General features: G+C 41.8%; 24 protein-coding genes, 2 tRNA genes and 1 pseudogene. 14 read left to right on the forward strand and 13 right to left on the reverse strand.

Going from position 1 to position 18,478, the window contains the following annotated elements:
- Positions 1 to 56 precede the first annotated feature (56 nt).
- Entirely contained in the window at positions 57 to 1,067 is a 1,011-nt protein-coding gene (locus FTV11_RS03475; protein ID WP_168378986.1) for an AraC family transcriptional regulator, read from the reverse strand.
- A gap of 111 nt (positions 1,068 to 1,178) precedes the next feature.
- Between FTV11_RS03475 and FTV11_RS03480 the strand changes: the two genes are divergently transcribed.
- Positions 1,179 to 1,799, forward strand: a complete 621-nt coding sequence (locus FTV11_RS03480) for a hypothetical protein (RefSeq protein WP_180073388.1) — start codon at positions 1,179 to 1,181, stop codon at positions 1,797 to 1,799.
- Positions 1,800 to 2,172: 373 nt separating this feature from the next.
- Here the strand turns inward: FTV11_RS03480 and hisF are convergent, their stop codons facing one another.
- Positions 2,173 to 2,934, reverse strand: coding sequence for an imidazole glycerol phosphate synthase subunit HisF (hisF, locus tag FTV11_RS03485; RefSeq protein WP_373685396.1), 762 nt, complete (start codon positions 2,932 to 2,934; stop codon positions 2,173 to 2,175).
- A 110-nt stretch (positions 2,935 to 3,044) separates the two neighbouring features.
- Here hisF and FTV11_RS03490 point away from each other — a divergent pair, with 110 nt between their 5' ends.
- From FTV11_RS03490 to FTV11_RS03500, 3 genes are read left to right on the forward strand one after another with little or no spacing between them, the layout of a single operon-like run.
- Entirely contained in the window at positions 3,045 to 3,995 is a 951-nt protein-coding gene (locus tag FTV11_RS03490; protein ID WP_180073389.1) for a homoserine kinase, read from the forward strand.
- Positions 3,996 to 4,022: 27 nt separating this feature from the next.
- Positions 4,023 to 4,649 (forward strand): DUF1294 domain-containing protein, encoded by a 627-nt coding sequence (locus FTV11_RS03495; protein WP_180073390.1) that lies wholly within the window; start codon positions 4,023 to 4,025, stop codon positions 4,647 to 4,649.
- Positions 4,650 to 4,688: 39 nt separating this feature from the next.
- The gene (locus tag FTV11_RS03500; RefSeq protein ID WP_078190495.1) at positions 4,689 to 5,081 is read left to right on the forward strand and encodes a hypothetical protein; all 393 of its coding nucleotides are present in this window, start codon (positions 4,689 to 4,691) and stop codon (positions 5,079 to 5,081) included.
- Positions 5,082 to 5,169: 88 nt separating this feature from the next.
- On the opposite strand, the gene FTV11_RS03505 is transcribed toward FTV11_RS03500, so the two are convergent.
- The 10 genes from FTV11_RS03505 to hisB form a co-directional block, all read right to left on the reverse strand.
- Positions 5,170 to 6,057 (reverse strand): DMT family transporter, encoded by an 888-nt coding sequence (locus FTV11_RS03505; RefSeq protein ID WP_180073391.1) that lies wholly within the window; start codon positions 6,055 to 6,057, stop codon positions 5,170 to 5,172.
- 69 nt (positions 6,058 to 6,126) lie between these two features.
- On the reverse strand, positions 6,127 to 6,858 hold the full coding sequence (gene hisA / locus FTV11_RS03510) for a 1-(5-phosphoribosyl)-5-[(5-phosphoribosylamino)methylideneamino]imidazole-4-carboxamide isomerase (protein WP_180073392.1): 732 nt from the start codon (positions 6,856 to 6,858) through the stop codon (positions 6,127 to 6,129).
- Positions 6,859 to 7,051: 193 nt separating this feature from the next.
- Positions 7,052 to 7,405 (reverse strand): hypothetical protein, encoded by a 354-nt coding sequence (locus tag FTV11_RS17045; protein ID WP_257223151.1) that lies wholly within the window; start codon positions 7,403 to 7,405, stop codon positions 7,052 to 7,054.
- Positions 7,378 to 7,641, reverse strand: a complete 264-nt coding sequence (locus tag FTV11_RS17050) for a hypothetical protein (RefSeq protein ID WP_257223152.1) — start codon at positions 7,639 to 7,641, stop codon at positions 7,378 to 7,380. Before FTV11_RS17050 ends, FTV11_RS17045 begins: the two co-directional genes overlap by 28 nt.
- Entirely contained in the window at positions 7,607 to 7,816 is a 210-nt protein-coding gene (locus FTV11_RS17055) for a hypothetical protein (RefSeq protein WP_257223153.1), read from the reverse strand. Before FTV11_RS17055 ends, FTV11_RS17050 begins: the two co-directional genes overlap by 35 nt.
- Before the next feature lie 433 nt (positions 7,817 to 8,249).
- On the reverse strand, positions 8,250 to 8,915 hold the full coding sequence (locus FTV11_RS03520; protein WP_180073393.1) for a 3'-5' exonuclease: 666 nt from the start codon (positions 8,913 to 8,915) through the stop codon (positions 8,250 to 8,252).
- Between the two features lie 174 nt (positions 8,916 to 9,089).
- Positions 9,090 to 9,563, reverse strand: a complete 474-nt coding sequence (locus tag FTV11_RS03525) for a DUF805 domain-containing protein (RefSeq protein ID WP_180066111.1) — start codon at positions 9,561 to 9,563, stop codon at positions 9,090 to 9,092.
- A 230-nt stretch (positions 9,564 to 9,793) separates the two neighbouring features.
- On the reverse strand, positions 9,794 to 10,303 hold the full coding sequence (locus tag FTV11_RS03530) for a DUF805 domain-containing protein (RefSeq protein WP_111884526.1): 510 nt from the start codon (positions 10,301 to 10,303) through the stop codon (positions 9,794 to 9,796).
- 130 nt (positions 10,304 to 10,433) lie between these two features.
- Entirely contained in the window at positions 10,434 to 11,051 is a 618-nt protein-coding gene (gene hisH, locus FTV11_RS03535) for an imidazole glycerol phosphate synthase subunit HisH (RefSeq protein ID WP_078193147.1), read from the reverse strand.
- Positions 11,051 to 11,644, reverse strand: coding sequence for an imidazoleglycerol-phosphate dehydratase HisB (gene hisB / locus FTV11_RS03540; protein WP_078190487.1), 594 nt, complete (start codon positions 11,642 to 11,644; stop codon positions 11,051 to 11,053). Before hisB ends, hisH begins: the two co-directional genes overlap by 1 nt.
- Positions 11,645 to 11,741: 97 nt before the next feature.
- Here hisB and FTV11_RS03545 point away from each other — a divergent pair, with 97 nt between their 5' ends.
- The 10 genes from FTV11_RS03545 (at position 11,742) to FTV11_RS03590 (ending at position 18,287) form a co-directional block, all read left to right on the forward strand.
- The gene (locus FTV11_RS03545) at positions 11,742 to 12,131 is read left to right on the forward strand and encodes a GNAT family N-acetyltransferase (protein WP_078190486.1); all 390 of its coding nucleotides are present in this window, start codon (positions 11,742 to 11,744) and stop codon (positions 12,129 to 12,131) included.
- A gap of 207 nt (positions 12,132 to 12,338) precedes the next feature.
- Positions 12,339 to 12,414 (forward strand) — tRNA-Phe (locus FTV11_RS03550).
- A 137-nt stretch (positions 12,415 to 12,551) separates the two neighbouring features.
- Positions 12,552 to 12,627: transfer RNA gene (locus FTV11_RS03555), tRNA-Phe, on the forward strand.
- 112 nt (positions 12,628 to 12,739) lie between these two features.
- Complete coding sequence (locus FTV11_RS03560; RefSeq protein WP_218950457.1) at positions 12,740 to 13,219, forward strand: hypothetical protein; 480 nt, start codon at positions 12,740 to 12,742, stop codon at positions 13,217 to 13,219.
- A gap of 30 nt (positions 13,220 to 13,249) precedes the next feature.
- Positions 13,250 to 13,975: a hypothetical protein gene (locus tag FTV11_RS03565; RefSeq protein ID WP_180010570.1), complete on the forward strand. Its 726-nt coding sequence runs from the start codon at positions 13,250 to 13,252 to the stop codon at positions 13,973 to 13,975.
- Positions 13,976 to 14,080: 105 nt separating this feature from the next.
- On the forward strand, positions 14,081 to 14,815 hold the full coding sequence (locus tag FTV11_RS03570) for a class I SAM-dependent methyltransferase (RefSeq protein WP_180025929.1): 735 nt from the start codon (positions 14,081 to 14,083) through the stop codon (positions 14,813 to 14,815).
- Positions 14,816 to 15,008: 193 nt separating this feature from the next.
- A complete protein-coding gene (locus FTV11_RS03575) occupies positions 15,009 to 15,536 on the forward strand; it encodes a hypothetical protein (protein WP_373683023.1) in 528 nt (175 codons plus the stop codon).
- Positions 15,537 to 15,728: 192 nt separating this feature from the next.
- Positions 15,729 to 16,478: a hypothetical protein gene (locus tag FTV11_RS03580; RefSeq protein WP_111885958.1), complete on the forward strand. Its 750-nt coding sequence runs from the start codon at positions 15,729 to 15,731 to the stop codon at positions 16,476 to 16,478.
- Positions 16,479 to 16,557: 79 nt separating this feature from the next.
- A complete protein-coding gene (locus FTV11_RS03585; protein ID WP_180009286.1) occupies positions 16,558 to 16,836 on the forward strand; it encodes a hypothetical protein in 279 nt (92 codons plus the stop codon).
- Between the two features lie 377 nt (positions 16,837 to 17,213).
- Positions 17,214 to 18,287 carry a GGDEF domain-containing protein gene (locus FTV11_RS03590; protein ID WP_180073394.1) on the forward strand — a complete coding sequence of 358 codons (1,074 nt, stop codon included), beginning with the start codon at positions 17,214 to 17,216 and terminating at the stop codon, positions 18,285 to 18,287.
- A gap of 22 nt (positions 18,288 to 18,309) precedes the next feature.
- Here the strand turns inward: FTV11_RS03590 and FTV11_RS03595 are convergent.
- Positions 18,310 to 18,478: pseudogene (locus FTV11_RS03595) on the reverse strand (IS5/IS1182 family transposase); the annotation flags it as partial.

Raw genomic sequence — 18,478 nt, forward strand, 5'->3', positions numbered from 1 at the left:
GCTTTAATGGATTTTGCTGAAAATCACAATATATAAAATGATAACTGCGTCACATTTTAACTTACTGCTTCAATTTGCGATAAGCGCCATTGCTGTGGGGTTAAATTTCGCCATTGTTTAAACGCACGTTGAAATGCACTCTGTTCTGAATAACCCAGCAGTAGCGCAATTTCTTGCAAACTTAAATGTGGGTCTCTTAAAAATTCTTCAGCCATCATACAGCGGACCTCCTGCATGCGTTGCTGATAGGTGCTGCCTTGTTGTTGTAAATGGCGTTGTAATTGTCGGACGGACAGATTCAGTTGAGTAGCGACATGTTCAATTTGGAACTGATTTTTTTGTAAACCCATTAAGATGGCTTGCTGTAAGCGTTGGTCGATTTGCGTGGTATTCGGCAGCTTTTCCAATAAAGACTGTGCCTGTTGCATTAACAGTTTTTGTAAGGTCTGATCGCCTTGGGAAAAGGGGCGAGACAGTTCTTGAATGGGAATAATAACCTTCGACTTTTCTTGGGAAAATCGAACTTTACAGCGAAAATATTGTTCATACTGAGCGACATTTTTCGGTGCAGGATTATGAAAATGCACTTCGTGTAAATTAATATCTTCAAAACGCATGAATAATTTTAGAAACTGCAGCATTAAGGCAATCGCAATTTCATCGGTCAATTGATTGGCCATATTCATGGGTAAATCATTCCAACCGATCGAGAAAAAATCATTTTGAATATCAATCAGCAATGGACTACCATCGAAGATTAAGCGATGAAAATCATGGTAGCGGAGCAGCGCTTCGCCTAAGTTTTCACAGGACAGGGCAATATACGCAATGATGCCAATATGTTTGGGTTGCACATGTTCTGCAATTTCTAAACCCAGCGCTGGCTTTTGGATCTTTTGATCTAAATCCATCAATAAATCACGCCAAACGGCATAATCAAAACGTTCTAAGTTTTGAACTTTATTCAGTTTTTCAGGAATGGCAATGCCTTGAGCTTGGTGATAAGCATAGAGCAAATGGCCCAGTCCTCCATAGACCGATCCTGTATAGTCCTTGAGTTGTTGCATATTTTTTTAATTCTAAATTTTGTCGTGTTTTGTCAATAATATTAAAAAAAACGGTCAATATCTAGCCCTCTTCATTACCTATAGTGGAGCTAAGAAAAGGAGATATTGGTCATGTTAAAAGGTTTTATTGCAGGGTTGGTCGTCGCCAATGCCTTTGAATGGTTCGCGCATAAATATGTTTTGCATGGGACACATCGGTCAGGCATGCCACGTTTTAGTCCAGTACCGAAAAGCATGAAATCACATTGGGAACATCATCGTGAAGTTCGAAAAACAGATTTTCATGATCATGGCTATGTTGAAGGTATACAGAACTGGCGCACGAAAAATGAAATATTGTCTCTGGTGGCAGTTTCAGCTGTATTTGTCCCGCTGTTTTATCCCATTTCCAAAGGAATAAGTTTGTCGGTGCTGTATTGCGCAGGGAATTATTATTATATCCATCGTCGCGCACATCTTGAGCCAGAGTGGGCGATGAAAAAGATTCCATGGCACTATGACCACCATATGAACTCAAATCAGGATGCCAATTGGTGTGTGACTAAGCCGTGGTTTGATTATATTTTAGGGACGCGGGTGATCTCCTCGGCAAAATTACAGGAACAGAACCCATTGGGTGTGTTACTACCGACAGCGATTGCGAAACCATTGTCACACTGGGTCAATCGGGTATTTCCTGCAAAGTGGGTCGCTGAGCGTGAAAAGCCAGTTGCACTTCTTGAAACGGTCTAATATGAATGCACTGTGCGTTTTGACAACGAGCGTTGCTACCCATTTGAGCTGTCGCAATTTGTCAATAAATTATGAATCTACTGTCAATCAAATACAGTGTAAATGCCCTATATTTAAATCATCAAAAGGCTTGTACACGACGAGTTGATTGATGAAGTTGCTATGTATATTTTTTCATTTGTTTTAAGTATCAGACCAAGTGCTGTAGTTTTTCTTGGTTTATAGGAGCCGACAAGGCTCCTTTTTTTATGTCTATCGTTGATGAATTAAATCGACGATTCGCTGCTACAAATCAATGCTTTGCATCAAAAACATCAAAACAAAAAAAGAGCGAATCATCGCTCTTTTTAAATCTTCATTGAAAATGAATCAATTAAAGGCGCATTTCAATGCCTTGTTCTGCTAGATATTTTTTCGCTTCAGGAATGGTGTGTTGACCAAAGTGGAAAATAGAGGCTGCAAGCACCGCATCTGCACCGCCTTTTAAAATACCATCGGCCAAATGTTGGAGATTACCGACACCACCAGAAGCAATGGTTGGAATGGTCACACGGTCATTAATATTACGCATCAGTTCAATGTCATAACCAGCTTTGGTTCCATCAGCATCCATCGATGTGATGAGTAATTCACCTGCACCGAAGTCCGCCATTTTTACCGCCCATTCGATGGCATCGATACCGGTTTCTTTACGACCACCGTGGGTGAAAATTTCCCATTTATTATCGCCGGTTTTTTTCGCATCAATAGCAACCACAATACACTGTGCGCCAAAACGCTGAGAGGCTTCTTGTACAAATTCAGGATTATAAATAGCCGCAGAGTTAATCGAAACTTTGTCCGCACCCGCATTTAATAACATGCGGATATCTTCTACTTTACGCACGCCACCACCGACTGTTAATGGCACAAATACAGACTCAGCCATACGCTCTACTGTACGGTAAGTAGTATCACGACCATTTGAGGTTGCGGTGATGTCTAAGAAGGTAATTTCGTCCGCACCTTGTTCGTTATAACGGCGTGCAACTTCAACTGGATCGCCTGCATCACGAATATCAAGAAATTGAACACCTTTCACTACACGACCGTTGTCCACGTCGAGGCAAGGAATAATACGTTTAGCAAGCATAATTTTTTCCAAAAATAACAGCCGATTATGAAACTTCGCGACTTAGATGCTACACCTTAGTAGTCGGAGCGGTTATTCTATCAAAAATATGTAAGTTTTTTCGCAGGTTTTCTATGTCGGTTTATACCACTTTGACTTTAAAGGAAGTTCAGGATTTTGCAGCACCTTATGGACTGGAGGTGATTGACCTGATTCCGATTCAAGGCGGTATTCAAAATACCAACTATTTTATTGTTTGCGAAAATGGCACGCAGTATGTATTAACCGTTTTTGAAGAGATGGACGAGCAAGGTGCAGGGGAGCTGGTGCCTGTACTCGAACATTTGGGGCAGGCTGGTCTAGCTGTGCCTGTACCGCTGAATCATTCAGGTAAAGCGATTCATAGCTTAAAGGATAAACCTGCTCAGATTGCGCCACGCATGCACGGTCAACATCCGATGCCTGCGAGCTTAGCGCAAGCAGAAGTGATTGCTGTTGCCCAAGCGAAAATGCATGTGGCTCTACAAGACTTCCCTTTGGAACGTGCAGAATATCGTGATCATGCTTATTGGTTACAAGTTTCACGCGATATTCGTCCAACATTAAATGAAGCAGATACCACGTTGCTCAACAATCTGTTGGGCTTATATGACATCTTAACGGCGATGTATCCAAATCGTCCTGCCGGTTTTATTCATTCTGATCTGTTCCGTGACAATACTCTATTTGAAGGCGATCAACTCAACGGTATTTTAGACTTTTATGAGTTAAATAAAGACGAACTCTTGTTTGATATTGCTATTACTTTAAATGACTTCTGTACTGAATATCCGGATGTGCATTTGAATGAAGACAAAGCCATTGCCTTTTTAAATGCATATGAAAGCGTGCGCCCATTAACCGCAGATGAAAAATCATGTCTAGAGTTATATTTGGCAATGGCGGCGGGTCGCTTCTGGATGATGCGTTTACAGGTGGCACAGAAAAATGCTGCAGAAGGCCGTACAGGGGATGATATTTTGCAGAAAAACCCTGCTGAAATGCGTAATATGCTGATTGAACGATTAAAATTCGTCACAGCATAAATTTTAAAAACAACGAGAGGGAAAAGCATGCGTGATCAAGGACGCTTAGTAGAATGGTTTGATGATAAGGGCTACGGCTTCATTCAACCGAACGATAGCACCAAAGATCGCGTATTTTTGCACATTAAAGACTTTTCCCGTCCCGGCCCACGACCAATCGTGGGCTGCGCGTTGGATTATGCTGTGATCTTAGACGAACGCGGACGCTTTCGTGCGCAGCAAGTGCATTATTTAAAAGCCTCACAAACCAAAGCTGCACAACGCCCCAATAAAAAAAATGTGGTGCAGATGCCGCGTCAGGCAGAGCCGATGCAAATCTTGTGCATCATGTATATCCTAGCCTTGGCGGGCTTGTCTGTGGCGGGTTTACTCAGTGGTATGGTGCTACTTTTTGTGAGTATTATCAATATCCTGACCTATTGGTTCTATGCTCAAGATAAAGAAGCTGCGCAAATGGGGAACCGACGTGTGCCAGAAAATACACTGCATCTTTTATCTTTTTTAGGTGGGTGGCCGGCGGCATGGCTGGCTCAGCAACGTTTGCGGCATAAAACACAAAAACAACCGTTTCGAAAAATATATTTCTGTACCATAGCCTTTAACATATTACTGATTTTATGGTTAATTTCACCATTTAATATTCTGCATATCTAGGGTGGAATGATCCGCAAAATCATCATGACGGAGAGCGAAATGAATTATTCCATTGATAAAGATCCAAACCGCCTGCTCACGATAATTTTGTATATTCTTTATATTGTGGCGATTTTTTCTGCCGGCTTGCTTGCGGTCCTCGCGCTGATTATCAATTACGTCAAACGCAGTGATGTCCGCGGTACGATTTTTGAAAGCCATTTTACTTGGCAGATTCGCACATTTTGGTGGTATCTCATTTGGAACATCATTGCTTTCGTGCCTTTTATTTTTCTGTTCTTTACCGGCAATAATGCCAATGCCTTTGCGGGTGTGGCACTGGGAGCGAGTACCTTCTGTGTCACGGTGATCGGACTGTCTTGGTTATGGATTGTGTACCGCGCGATTAAAGGTTTAATTCGTGTCAATGACAACAGACCGATGTATGACTAATGCGAGTTCAGAACTTTTTGGCATAAAAATCTTGGCATTAAAAAGCGACCTAATGGGTCGCTTTTTAATGTAAAAGTGGAAGCTGAAATTAGCGTTTCTTTAACCATTTCGGCCGCCATTCACTCACAATCACACCCAGAACAACACACAGTCCGCCAATGAGAGCGAGCGGTGTTAAGCGTTCACCTGCAAGCCGCCCAATGATAGCGGCCCAAACCGGTTCACCTGCATAGATGATTGCTGCCTGTGCAGAATCGACCATGCGCTGCGCCCAGTTCATCACCAGTTGAATTACGGCGCTGGCCAGCCCCAATCCGCAGAGTACAGCGATTAATGGCCATTCAAATGTTGGCAAAGTGGTTTCACCCACCAGTGGAGCGAAGCAGAAACAGAACAGAGAGGCAAATGCCAACTGTAGAACCGTCACTCTGCGCAGATTGACGCGGGGTGCAAAATAACTGATCAAGATAATTTCAAAGGCAATGGCAATCGACCCGAGCAGCGTAATGATTTGTCCAAAGTTGAGCTGAATGGCGCCAAAACCATTACCAGTTAAAAAGACCAAACCAACAAAAGCCAAACACACACCTAGCCATGTCATCACATGCGGTTTATGCTGAAAACACAGCCACATAAAAATCGGCACCAGCGGTACATACAGCGCTGTTAAAAAAGCCGATTCACTGCTGCTGATGCTTTGCAGGCCGATTGTTTGCGTCGCATAGCCGATCGCAATCACCGTGCCGATACTTGCGCCCGCAACGACATCATATTGAGAAAAGTGTCTAAGATATTTGAGCGATAACAGACTCACAGCCAGTGTAGCTGCGGCAAAACGTAGACCGACAAACAGCACTGGACTGCTAAAATTTAAACCGTATTGCACGGTGATAAAACTGGCGCCCCAAATCATGGTAATCAGGATGAGTGCGAGCTGCGGAAACTTGGCTTTCCAAGCAGATTGGACGGTTGACATGTGTATTTGATTGTTTGAAGAGGAGAAATAAAAAAAGAGGCCCGAAGACCTCTTTTCTGCTCGGGAAAATTACAAGCTTTGTTGATCAAGCAGTAATTGAGCTTCACGAAGGTTCAATGTGCCTTCATAAATTGCACGACCGGTAATCGCACCTAAAATACCCGGTTGGCCTTTTAAGTTACGCACGTCGTCAAGGTTGGTCACGCCACCCGATGCAATAACAGGTAAGCCTGAATACCTTGCAAGGTTAACGGTTTGTTCAACGTTCACACCTTGCATCATGCCATCACGTGCGATGTCGGTGTAGACAATGCTTGATACGCCAGCATCTGCAAAGCGTTTTGCCAAATCAGTAGCTTTCACGTCTGTGACATTTGCCCAACCATCTGTTGCCACCATGCCGTTCATGGCATCGATACCAACAATGATATGGCCTGCAAATTTTTTGCACGCTTCTTCAACAAATTCAGGCTCTTTTACCGCTTTTGTACCAATGATGACAAACGATACGCCTGCATCAAGGTAGTGTTCAATGGTTTCAAGAGAGCGGATACCACCACCAATTTGAATTGGCAATTCAGGCTGTGCTTTAGCAATCGCTTCAACCACAGGCTTATGAATCGGTGTACCAGCGAAAGCACCGTTTAAATCTACCAAATGTAAGCGACGCGCGCCTTCATTTACCCAATGCTGTGCAGTTGCCACTGGATCGTCAGAAAATACGGTATCGTCTTCCATACGACCTTGTTTTAAACGGACACATTTGCCATCTTTCAGGTCAATTGCAGGGATGATCAGCATGCTTTCGCTCCTTGCTCAATCAAATTAAGAATGAATTTGTGCCTAATCTTATCAAATAAACGGCTATTCACTAAATGCTAATATCAGAATTGATGAATTAAAAAAGCCTGACATAGGTCAGGCTAGTGCGAATAAAGGATTGGATTTTATTCTTGATCTATAAAAATGCGCTGTGTATTCGCGTTTTGAGTCATTAAATATAAGCGGTTGTTTGTAATAAATCGCTGTTTACGGACTGAAGTAAGCTACCGACATCGTACAAGCCATGATTGAGGACTGTGGTACTTTCACCGACCACTTGAACAAGATCACCGACCACAGGAAGTTCAGTGGCAATCGATGTAATCGGTGCAATGTCATCCAGTAAGGCATCTAAAGTGCCTGAAACATCTTGCACGACACCACCTACACTTGTTAAAGGAGCATTCAGGACAGCTGTTAATAATTCGGTAGGATCAATACTGGCTACATAGCCGCCCGTTTCAGCCAACAAGCCTGTTAAATTGCCTGTAGTTTCGCCTACTGCATCCAATAGACCGCCCAGCAATGGCAGGTCAGAAAGTGCGTCTGTGATTGGTGCAGCCCCCCACTGAGATGATCAACCAAACCTGCAACTTCAGTCACAGTTTGACCGACCACACCAGTTATGCCATTGAGAGCGGTCTGTACACCGCCGAGAAGATCACCTGTCGCTAGTTGATCGGCTACCGCATGTAAGCCATCGCCTAAGGTGCCGACCAACTGATTTTCAACTGCCAGTACTTTTTCGATGGTCCCCCCCAATGAGTGGAAGCTCAGTCAGTGCATCCGTTAAGGGGGCTGTTAAGCTACTCACGGTCTCTAAAACGCTGTCTACAGTATCCAAAACAGTATTTAAAACCAGTCCAACCGCTTTACTGATCCCTTGTAAAGTCAGGCTGAGTACACCGCTGATTTTTCCTGTAAATAAGTTCAACATGTCAGGTTCTCCAAGTTTTTAAATTATGATGTGTTATGTATTTTGCAGACTTGTTTTAGCAAAAGGAGATTGATGAAAACAAATTATGAAAGTATAGAAAGAATGAGATAAATCATGTAATTCTGCTAGAAAACCAAGAGAGATCAAAACCTTAGTTGAATAAAAATACAAATGTATATTAATGTAATTAAAATGAGTTAAATCAAAGATATAAATGTACTTAAAAGGTGCAATTTTATTGTTTTTAGGCTGTGCTGTGACTATTTTTAAAGCAATAACGTACTGTTCAAATCTTTAGCGCAAATAAACTGCAAATTCATTGGCACTCTTCAGCCGATCTTTGCACTTGGTCATGCCATAGATTGGGGCAATATCCAGTTACAGAGTGGTTACATCGCTGAATATAAATTAAATCATTAAAATAATTAAGGGTTTATAATTTCATGTGCGGACGAATTCTTAGTTTGAGGGAGGTATTGGGAATGGTTTTAGGTAATAAGCCACGTTGTAATAATTCTTCAAAGACCAAAACAGGGGCATAAGCATCGGCAGCGGCATAACGAATTTGTTCTGGATTTAAGCGCTTTTTGGCCCAATTCGAGGTGCTGACCGATTTAGATTTTGGAAAATTTACAAGAAAAAGCAGTGCCATGGCATTTTTTAAACCGACGGGTTGGGTTAAGCCAAAAGAAGCAAAGCACTTGGAGAGTTCCAAGACACTATTCAGTTCGATGCCTTTTTTACGAAATAAATGCGCATCATTTTTTAAGCCAAAACCTACTTTAATTTGATCCCGATTACTCAAGATTGGTCTTAAAAAATCCCAAGTGCATTCGTTCATTTGAAACAACCACGCCTGTTGCGCCGTCGCAAGTTGGATTAAATGTGGACCGGTAGAGACCTCACCTTTACGAAAAGTCGGCTTAGATTCAGAGTCGAAACCGAATAAGGCAGTCGTCTGCAATTCATCGGCCCAGTGTTGGCATTGTTCTGCATTGTGAATGACATGGATCTGCTCTGGCACTAAATTTTGGAACAATGGAAAATTTTTAATCTGTTCTTTTGTTGGCAAAATAGGTGTCGGTAGAGCATCAGTCATTGTGATTTAATTCAAAGGCTTGTTGTTGCAGCCTAGAGCGTTTAGTAGGGAAATGCAAATACCGAGATGTGGCGTTGAGCATGAGCCATTGACTCACCTGCCTGTCATAGCGCGTTGCTATGACAGTGACGAGGGCACTTAAACACAGTGACCAAGAGATTTAAAGACAGTAACTTAAAACAGAAAACGCGCAGTAAATAATACATTTACCAAGATCAGTAAGAATAAACCGATAAAGAGAAAGGCGAGAACCACCTCCCATGTTTTGGATTCACGTGGCTCACCATATTGATTGGCATTTGCAGACCCCGGGATGAGCATCAGCGCAATGCACATGACGATATTGAGCAACGGAATCAGCTCTAAGAGTGCAAACCAGCCTGAGAGATTAAAGTCATGCAAACGACGTACTGAAAAAATCATCAAAGGGATCAGCATTAAAATATTTAGGATCAATCCAATCACTTGCGTCATTGGATTTTCAGCATGAGCTATTAGGGCATTGAGGGTATTGGGCATCATGCTGACGATCAGTAGCATCAATATGCTCAGTATGAGGCCATAGAAGACATTCCAACCGATAAAAGACATGCGATTAAAACGACCGTCACGGTTCCAACCAGAGTTTATATTGGGTGAATTATTCATATTAAATGATCTTAAATTATCGTAAAAAGTATAGTTATCATTCATTTTTAGCCGCAAAAAAATTGAGCTAAAAACGACATAAAAATGTGAAAAAGTACAGGATTTGATCCTGTACCAAAAAAGCGCGTTGATTATAAAGGTAAAGTACAAAAAAAGCCCACTTGTGTGAGCTTGTTTGAGTAGAAGTATTGCTGTTTAGGACGATCTCGGCGGCATCTAATGATTTATCATTATTGTTGTTGAATCGTGGTTTGTTGAGAGCGGATCACATAGTTTTGGTAAGACGGAATCATGATCGCAGCAAGTATCCCGACTATAAACACCACGATATACAAAACAGCCAGCACGGTTTCCCAGCCTTTGGTCGGGCGTGGTTGTCCAAAGCTATTACTACCGTTATTACCCGGTGCAAATAACACATAGAGCGCAAACAATATATTCACTACAGGAACTAAGATCAGCAGTGCAAGCCATCCTGAATGGTCTCGGTCATGTAAACGACGGATTAAGAAAATGACGCTGTAATAAATGACGATGGCATACATGATAAAGAAAATAATCATGAGTGGCGTTGACATAGCACCCTCAGTCAGCGCATTTTGCGCACCGGGTATGAGCAGGCCGACCACAACAGCAATTAGCGTAAAAATAATGCCGAGAAGTAGATTCCATGCAAGATATGCGCGACGGCTAAAGCGACCACTGGCTTGGGTCGGTGAGTCAGATGTGAAGGTATTCATTATTATTCCTAGGCTTTGGTATTTTTATAAGTAGGCAAATTCTAAAATGAATATGTAGAAAATAAAAGGATGAAAAATAAACTGTACAAAAAAGCCCACAAGGAGCGGGCTTTTTTGCGGTGAAGGAGTTTTAAATATCCCATTCCACAAAGTTTTTCAGCAATTGCAGACCGGCTGTATGACTTTTTTCTGGGTGAAATTGTGTCGCAAACAAGTTTTCCTTGTGAATTGCGGTACAAAATTCCAAACCATAGTCACAGGTAGCAGCGACAATGCTTGAATCTTGCGGCTCTACATAGAAGCTATGTACGAAATAGAAACGTGCATCTTGCTCAATGTTTTTCCACATCGGATGGCTAGGGTCTGCCTGATGCACTTGGTTCCAGCCCATGTGCGGCACTTTTAATCCCTCTACATCAGGGAAGCGTTTAACCGAACCTTCAAAAATACCCAATGCATCTGCACCGCCATTTTCTTCGGAATGCTGCATTAGGGCTTGCATACCGACACAGATCGCAAGCACAGGTTTATTAAATGCCGCTTTACGGACCACTTCATCAATGCCTGCATCATGCATGCCTTGCATACAGTCACGCATTGCTCCCACACCGGGGAACACAATTTTATCTGCTTGTGCAATCAGCTTAGGATCATTGGTGACATCAACAGTTGCACCCACGTGTTCGAGGGCTTTTGCTGCTGAGTGAAGATTTCCCATGCCATAGTCAAGAAGGGCAATACGGGTCATTACAATGTTCCTTTGGTAGACGCAACAGTATTTTCGGCACGCGGGTCAACTTCACACGCCATACGTAATGCACGGGCAAAGGCTTTAAATACGCTTTCAATTTGGTGGTGGCTGTTTTTGCCTTTTAGGTTGTCGATGTGCAGCGTCATTAACGCATGGTTCACAAAACCTTGGAAAAATTCAGAGAAAAGATCCACATCAAAAGTCCCGATGCGTGCGCGAGTGAATGGAATATCCATCCAAAGACCCGGACGGCCAGATAAATCAACCACAACACGACTCAGTGATTCATCAAGTGGCGCATAGAAGTGACCGTAGCGACGTAAGCCTTTTTTATTGCCCAGTGCTTGAGCAAAGGCTTGGCCCAGTGTAATCCCACAGTCTTCTACGGTATGATGATCGTCAATTTCAAGATCGCCATCACAATGAATATCAATATCAAACAGACCATGTCGCTTGATTTGATCAATCATATGATCTAAAAATGGAACACCAGTGTTTAAAGTGCCTTGACCAGTACCATCAAGATTCACACGAACTCGAATTTTGGTTTCGTTGGTGTTTCTTACCACTTCACTGATACGATCTGTCATAGACACGTTCCTCAAATACGTCAAAATGATTGATGTAAAAATATTTTCGCTGTGACGAAAAGTCACCGCATATTAGATTGCTCAGGAGGGTTTATCAATGCCTATTACCGTACATGCCTATACTTCTTTAGAAAATGATGAAGTGCGCAGCCAGCTTGAGCGACTGTATGACACCAGCCCTGAGTTTAGCGACGGTTCCGATGCGATTGAACAACTTGAGCAGAACTTAGCTCAGTATACCTTAGTTTATACTGCAGAATTTAATACAAAATTGATTGGTGCGATTTGGTGTACAGGCCAAGGTGAAAGCAAAACCCTTGAATATATTGTGGTACACCCTGCAAATCGTGGGCGTGGTGTTGCAGAGCGCTTGGTCAGTGAGGCCACCCGTATGGAAGAAGAAAAAGGGGTGAAAACTTTTGAACCAGGTTGTGGCGCGATCCACCGCTGTTTGGCACACATTGGAAAAATTACTGCGGCTGAATAACCTGCCCTCCAATAATAAAGCAGCCATTGAGCTGCTTTTTTGTTGGATAAATACAGTTTCGTCACTGTAATTTCAGCTGTGGAAATTTGAAATCACTCAAAAAATAAGCAAATAATGTGAAATATTGATTTAAAAATAAACATTTGCATAAAAAATCGCAACGGATGCTTGACGCCATGAGACTGAAATTGTTTAATACGCCCCATCGGCGTGATAGCTCAGTAGGTAGAGCAACGGATTGAAAATCCGTGTGTCCCCAGTTCGATCCTGGGTCTCGCCACCATATTCAAAACTGATTTTTCAGTTTATCAATCCCTGATCCCATCAGGGATTTTTTTTGCCTAAAAAATATGCATACGAAAAATATTTTTATAAATATGATTGACTAATTAACTGAGATACGGCTTAATACACCGCATCGGCGTGATAGCTCAGTAGGTAGAGCAACGGATTGAAAATCCGTGTGTCCCCAGTTCGATCCTGGGTCTCGCCACCATATTCAAAAAAACCTCAAACGATTGTTTGAGGTTTTTTTTCGTCTGCTGTTTTTTAGTTGTTGATATTTCGCACAGTTTAACTGATACAATCGATGCCAGATGATGAGCCCAATGGCTATTAGAAAATTATTAAAAATAAAAGTTAAGGTTGTGAAGAAAATATTATTTCCTGTTTTGATCGGTATGAGTGTCTTGCTGAGCGCATGTGGTGGCGGGGGCGGCAGTAATGTCGATTCTTCCTATTCTAAAACCATTATTCAAAATGGTGTGACCTATGAATGTAAAAGTGAAAATGCAGCAGCGCTTTGTGATAATGGCAATTGTTCTTCTTGTGAATCATCGCTCGATAAAATAATCACAGCATCATGCAGCACCAGTATTTCCGCAGGGCAAACAATTTTTGCCGTGACCAAAACGGGCTGTGTATCCAATATGAAATCGGGCAGCAGAATAACTGCAGCATGTGATAATGGTCTGCTTAAATTAAAAGTTGGATCTAACTTTAGCTTAAATCAGGTGATTAACACGGGTACGACGATGAGCTCTGGTGAATATATTGTCGGCACAGAAGTGCTCCGCTGTAGGCTTTAATCAAATGAACATAGATTCGTGGAGTGACAGTTGAAGCGACTTCAATATGCGGCGATTGGACTGCTCTGTTTTGCACTGGGCTATATTGCGGCATCGTGGAATGACCAACCAAGCTTGACGTCGCCGCCACCTGAGCACTCGCTTGTAACTTTGGCGACGAGTAATCCTGTGGCACTCTTGGCTTTAGATCAAGATGCCTCGGATCAACCTCATTCTAAAGATATACAGCAACAACTCAAAAGCCAACATCGTCAGCTAAAGAGCATTATTCAGCAGACTTCAGATCAACAATTGGGGCGATATTTACAGCAGGCATTTCCCAATTACAGTTTTGCAGGGATTCAAAATAAGCAACAGTTTGCGCAGCAGATGTTAGACGAGTTTCTGCAAGCTAAAAATGATCCGCAGCAGCGATTGGCAGGGCAGGCCTATGTGACAGAACAATCACAGTTAGATGTAGATCAGGTTTTACCTCGTGAAATCTATGTCACACAGCCACTATATGCACATTTTGATACCTTGGGTAAAGTTCCAAACAATACGCAAGTCATGGTGCGTTGGACGCATCGTGATAGCGGTGAAGTGCTGCTCTTTACGCCACGCAAAGTCAGTGAGCAACAGCAACAAAACTGGGTGAGTTTCTATCCTATGACTGGATGGAAAACTGGTCATTATGATGTGAAATATTATCAAATGAATGATCAATTAAGCCCGATTGCGCAGACCAGTTTTTATATACAGCATGTGATTGAGTAAATATTTGAAGCTCAAATTTTATCGCTGAAGCTATGACTTAAGTGCTAGTTTCCGACCCTAAAAATTCGATTAAAGTGATAAAAAAACAACCAATGAATCCCCGCAATGAAAGATCTTTTCTCTACAGGGAGTGCGCTGTATCAACAAGCACGTCCAAGTTATTCTGCTGAAGTCGTCGATAGCATCTTGCAGCATGTTGCCGTGCGTGAACTGGCATGGGACTGCGGTGCAGGTTCAGGTCAATTTACCAAAGGTTTGGCACCCTATTTTCAACAGGTTTTAGCGACAGATCTGAGTGCTGAGCAATTGGCACAAGCACCCAATTTAGACAATGTGCGTTATGAGCAAGCTAGCGCCGAACATTGTCCGCTTGCCGACCATTCAGCGGATTTAATCACAGTCGCGCAAGCGATTCATTGGTTCGATTTTGCTGCATTTTATGCAGAAGTACGACGCGTATTGAAACCCCAAGGTCATATCGCCATTGTGGGTTATGGTCTGATTCAATTTGAACACGCGGAATTGAACCAGCTTTTACAGGATCTGTATTTTGTCACGTTAAAAGGCTATTGGGATACTGAACGTTGTTACATCGACGAAGAATATCGCAGTATTCCGTTTCCATTTCAGGAGTTAGCGACACCTCAGCTGTTTTTAAATTACAGGTGGAGTTCACAGCAAATTTTGGACTATTTGCAAACATGGTCTGGGTTAAAACATTATCAACAGCAACATCCGATACTTCAACCATGTGCAGCTTTGCACGACTTCTTTAGCCGTCATCCGCAGCAAGAGTTTGCTTTGTCATTTCCTGTGCTGTTAAGAATTGGAACAGTATAAAAAAGAAAAAGCAGTGGTAATGCAGATAGGTAAAGGATGATATCTCAAGTCCAGAATGAGCAACGTGAGGTTTAAACTAGCTGTGCTATCCTGCCGTTTGTCGGGGTTAAATCTGGTAAATTGATTAATTGTTGTACAATAATAGCAGTGTAAATTTTTTCAATTTTCTATTTTTAAATCTCTTGGAATGAACATGATGAATCTCCCTAAATCTGTTTCCGTTTTGGTTTTTGTTAGTGCAGCAATGACGGCTATGAGTACATTGGCTGCGGAAAAAGCCACTACAAAAGCTGATGAAACCGAACAACAAGCTATTCAGATGCCTGCTTTAACCATTATGGCAGAGCGTGAAATGCGTGCAGAGACGGGCATTGTTGAGTATCAAGAGCAGGTGGATCGCCGTAAAGCCTTACAGCAACGGGTGATGCAACTTGAGCGTGATACTCAAAACAAAGGTGTCGATGCAACAATCGTGTCAAATATTGATATCTTACCTGCCACAGCAGTGCCAGATATGTCGAATTTATCGCCTTTGATGCAACAGCATGTTTTAAATATTGCCGCAGGTTTGCAGTCTTCTGACCCACGCAATGGTTTATATATTATGTTGCAACCCTTTGGGATTGACCGTAATGCGACCAATGTGCAAATCAGTCGTGAGCAAATCAATCTCGGAAACATCGACCGTCAGTTAAATACCAATCCGATTAAGACCCCATAATCGAATACATCTCTACAGTACATTGAAGGCGAAAATTCATGTTTTATCCATGAATTTTCGTTTTGATGGCATGCGCAATTTAAGTCTATTTACATTGATGTTTTCAAATAGCCTTCTTAAAAAGCATGGCTATTTTATCGTCAATCTTCAAACTTTTGGTTAAACTGAATAAAAGGGCATTCGGAGCTCATTATGCCGCGTATCTTTGTTGTCTTGGCCAGTGCTACGGTATTGGTCTTTGGATGGATGTTTTATCAATATTCAGTACAGCAAAAAGAAGCTGTGCAACTCTCGACCTATGAAACGGTTTTGCGTGAAAAAACCGAGCAAATTTTTCAGCAAGCTCAGCACTGGGAAGAGCCGATACAACTCAATGTGACAGATGCACGGCTAACGGGGGATTATAAAATCATGTCGGATTTTATTTTGAGCCAAATGCTGCAGCGTGCAGAAGCGCGGAATCAATATATTCGTGATCTTAAAGCACTGAATTGGGATAAATTTCTCGATATCGATCGCTTATTAAAAGATAAAAAAAACCAATATCAAGAGACTGAGCAAATGCTGCAGCAGGTGCATGCAGTGGTCGATGCTTATGAACAAAAAACCACACAGCAAGAGGAAAATGGTTTAGCGCAGGCCAAACAGTTGGCGGTCAAACAGGTGTTTCGTCAGCAAATTGCGCAGAGTTTAAGAGACAGTCGTGATAGTGATGAGTCGCATGCTTTATTTGAGTTAGAAAAGCAAAGCTTGGCGAAGGCTGATGAGCTCTTTGCTGTGCTGAAAGCCAATAAATGGGAAAAGAAAAATAAATTATTTATGTTCTATGAAGATGCGCCTTTAAAGCAGTTTAATCAGCTTTATACAGAGATGTTAGCACTCAATGCACAAATGGATGAGATCCGCCAAAAGAACCGTTCAGAGTTGAAACAAAAGCTTTAACTGACTGTCATCACTCTTTCAAATTTGCGCGATAAAGTGGCTTATAGCAGGGTTTTACATCATATAGAGGTCCATGCTCATGCGAGCTATTCAGATTTTTGATGATATTCAGCAGGTCTATATCGACTTTATCGCGAACCGCCAATATCCACGGTTGGAAAGTTTAAACAATTGGGGTAAGAACCGTTTTTTCTTCAGTCAATATTTTCGCATGATTGAAGATTGGCATCTGACTGAACAGATTGTGATTGAATTTAATCAACAATTTTATAGTTTGGATACAGGGATGGCGCCTGACTTTATGGATCAAGACAAATACATGGCTTGGTTGATGGAACAATTACAAATATTAAAATAAGTCCTTTTCATTCAAATTATTCAGCACAGCTTCGAGATATGTTATGCAATTCAAAGCCATCCTTTAGCGGATGGCTTTTTTTGTTGCTAGCGAACTTAATTGGGGGGAGCGTGGTCTGAGCTAGTATGAATGGCGCAGAAAACGTGAGCCCTAAAATTGTCCTGAGGCATTGGATTTGCAAATTTAATACAACTATCAACCAATAGTGTGACTTAAATCACTTAAAATACGCCGAAAATTTAAACATAAATTTTTAGCCAGCAGCCCATAACTCATAAGAAGCTGAGCTGTATTGAACTTGCAAACATTCTAACCTTAGACCGATTGGCTTTGAATGAAAGGTTTATCGCCATCTTTAGAGATGATTTTTTTAGCGTATGAAAAAATTAATACTGCTATGGCTTGCCATATGTGCGGTTTCATTGGTGTCGATAGGCTATACCTATGAATTATTCATTAGCCCTGTTTGGGTGGTAAATGCATTTGCTGCCTATGGCATGATTTTAATGCGGAAGCATTTAAGCCACGATTTACTGATCGTGCTCTATGCTTTTAGTGCGATCTTTGTGGCTTCGCTGATGGTCGATCCTGCCAAAATCTTAGAAGATAAATTTCTCCTGTGTGCGATTTCGGCATTTCAGATTTGGGTATTTATTAAAGCCTATTTAGCGCTGAGCCATTTAAAAAAACGCCGCTTTAAGCGAACCCTAATGTTAGCTGTTCCGAGTATCGTGAGTGCTTTTGCAGGCAGTCTCTTGTTTGTGGCGTGCTTTCAGATGGACAACCAATACTTTGCCTTTGTTGATTATTTTCTAGAGCAATTTGCAACAAGTTTGGCTGTGGTGTGTTTACTGTTTGGTGTTCAGCGCTGGATAAATGTGCCGTGGGTGGATTATGGCTATCTGATCGTGGCACTGGCCGTCCAATATGTGATCTCAAATGATCAGATCTTCTATGCTTGCATGGTCTTGCCTTTATTGATGTGTTACTACGCGATCAAATATGACTTCAAAACCTTTTGCTGGCTGATTGGCTTAATGACGCTGATCTGTGGCTGGTATGGTGCCATGCCATTGGCTGGGGAATATTGGTCGGATGCACAGGTACATATGCTCTCGCGGATCAGTTCTTATCGTTTGGCATTGGGTATTTATTTGATCATTTTTCTGTTTATTTGTGAGCTGTATGCACGAAATAAACGTCTATATTTGGCTTTGCAACGTGTAAGTTTTTGCGATGAGTTGACGGGACTGAAAAATCGCCATGCCTTTAAAGAACAAATATTTATAGAGGGTGCGGTTGATAAAGGCTGTGTCATTTTGCTCGATGTCGATAATTTTAAAAAAATTAATGACCAATATGGACACCAAATGGGGGACAGTGTTTTGGTGCATTTGGCAAAAATCTTAAAAAATTGTAGTCCACGCGCGAGTTTTATTAGGGTGTGTTGACATTTACAGCCGATAAATTGAGCTAAAGAGGCAACCATATAAATATACAAGCTAAAGCAACAGCGCTTTGATAGTTACGTTTTAGCTTATCGTATCTTGTGGCAATTCCTCTAAATTGTTTTAATCTACAAAATGCATTTTCAACTAAATGTCTGATTTTATACATATACCAGTCCATATCATCATTGCTA

The organism is Acinetobacter sp. YH12231 (assembly GCF_013417755.1).
Lineage (GTDB): Bacteria > Pseudomonadota > Gammaproteobacteria > Pseudomonadales > Moraxellaceae > Acinetobacter > Acinetobacter amyesii.

Coding starts and splice junctions, on each gene's coding strand:
- FTV11_RS03475 (WP_168378986.1), bottom strand. CDS start 1,067: ATGCAACAACTCAAGGACTATACAGGATCGGTCTATGGAGGACTGGGC.
- FTV11_RS03480 (WP_180073388.1), top strand. CDS start 1,179: ATGTTAAAAGGTTTTATTGCAGGGTTGGTCGTCGCCAATGCCTTTGAA.
- FTV11_RS03490 (WP_180073389.1), top strand. CDS start 3,045: ATGTCGGTTTATACCACTTTGACTTTAAAGGAAGTTCAGGATTTTGCA.
- FTV11_RS03495 (WP_180073390.1), top strand. CDS start 4,023: ATGCGTGATCAAGGACGCTTAGTAGAATGGTTTGATGATAAGGGCTAC.
- FTV11_RS03500 (WP_078190495.1), top strand. CDS start 4,689: ATGAATTATTCCATTGATAAAGATCCAAACCGCCTGCTCACGATAATT.
- FTV11_RS03505 (WP_180073391.1), bottom strand. CDS start 6,057: ATGTCAACCGTCCAATCTGCTTGGAAAGCCAAGTTTCCGCAGCTCGCA.
- hisA (WP_180073392.1), bottom strand. CDS start 6,858: ATGCTGATCATCCCTGCAATTGACCTGAAAGATGGCAAATGTGTCCGT.
- FTV11_RS17055 (WP_257223153.1), bottom strand. CDS start 7,816: ATGTTGAACTTATTTACAGGAAAAATCAGCGGTGTACTCAGCCTGACT.
- FTV11_RS03520 (WP_180073393.1), bottom strand. CDS start 8,915: ATGACTGATGCTCTACCGACACCTATTTTGCCAACAAAAGAACAGATT.
- FTV11_RS03525 (WP_180066111.1), bottom strand. CDS start 9,563: ATGAATAATTCACCCAATATAAACTCTGGTTGGAACCGTGACGGTCGT.
- FTV11_RS03530 (WP_111884526.1), bottom strand. CDS start 10,303: ATGAATACCTTCACATCTGACTCACCGACCCAAGCCAGTGGTCGCTTT.
- hisH (WP_078193147.1), bottom strand. CDS start 11,051: ATGACCCGTATTGCCCTTCTTGACTATGGCATGGGAAATCTTCACTCA.
- hisB (WP_078190487.1), bottom strand. CDS start 11,644: ATGACAGATCGTATCAGTGAAGTGGTAAGAAACACCAACGAAACCAAA.
- FTV11_RS03545 (WP_078190486.1), top strand. CDS start 11,742: ATGCCTATTACCGTACATGCCTATACTTCTTTAGAAAATGATGAAGTG.
- FTV11_RS03560 (WP_218950457.1), top strand. CDS start 12,740: ATGGCTATTAGAAAATTATTAAAAATAAAAGTTAAGGTTGTGAAGAAA.
- FTV11_RS03570 (WP_180025929.1), top strand. CDS start 14,081: ATGAAAGATCTTTTCTCTACAGGGAGTGCGCTGTATCAACAAGCACGT.
- FTV11_RS03575 (WP_373683023.1), top strand. CDS start 15,009: ATGATGAATCTCCCTAAATCTGTTTCCGTTTTGGTTTTTGTTAGTGCA.
- FTV11_RS03580 (WP_111885958.1), top strand. CDS start 15,729: ATGCCGCGTATCTTTGTTGTCTTGGCCAGTGCTACGGTATTGGTCTTT.
- FTV11_RS03585 (WP_180009286.1), top strand. CDS start 16,558: ATGCGAGCTATTCAGATTTTTGATGATATTCAGCAGGTCTATATCGAC.
- FTV11_RS03590 (WP_180073394.1), top strand. CDS start 17,214: ATGAAAAAATTAATACTGCTATGGCTTGCCATATGTGCGGTTTCATTG.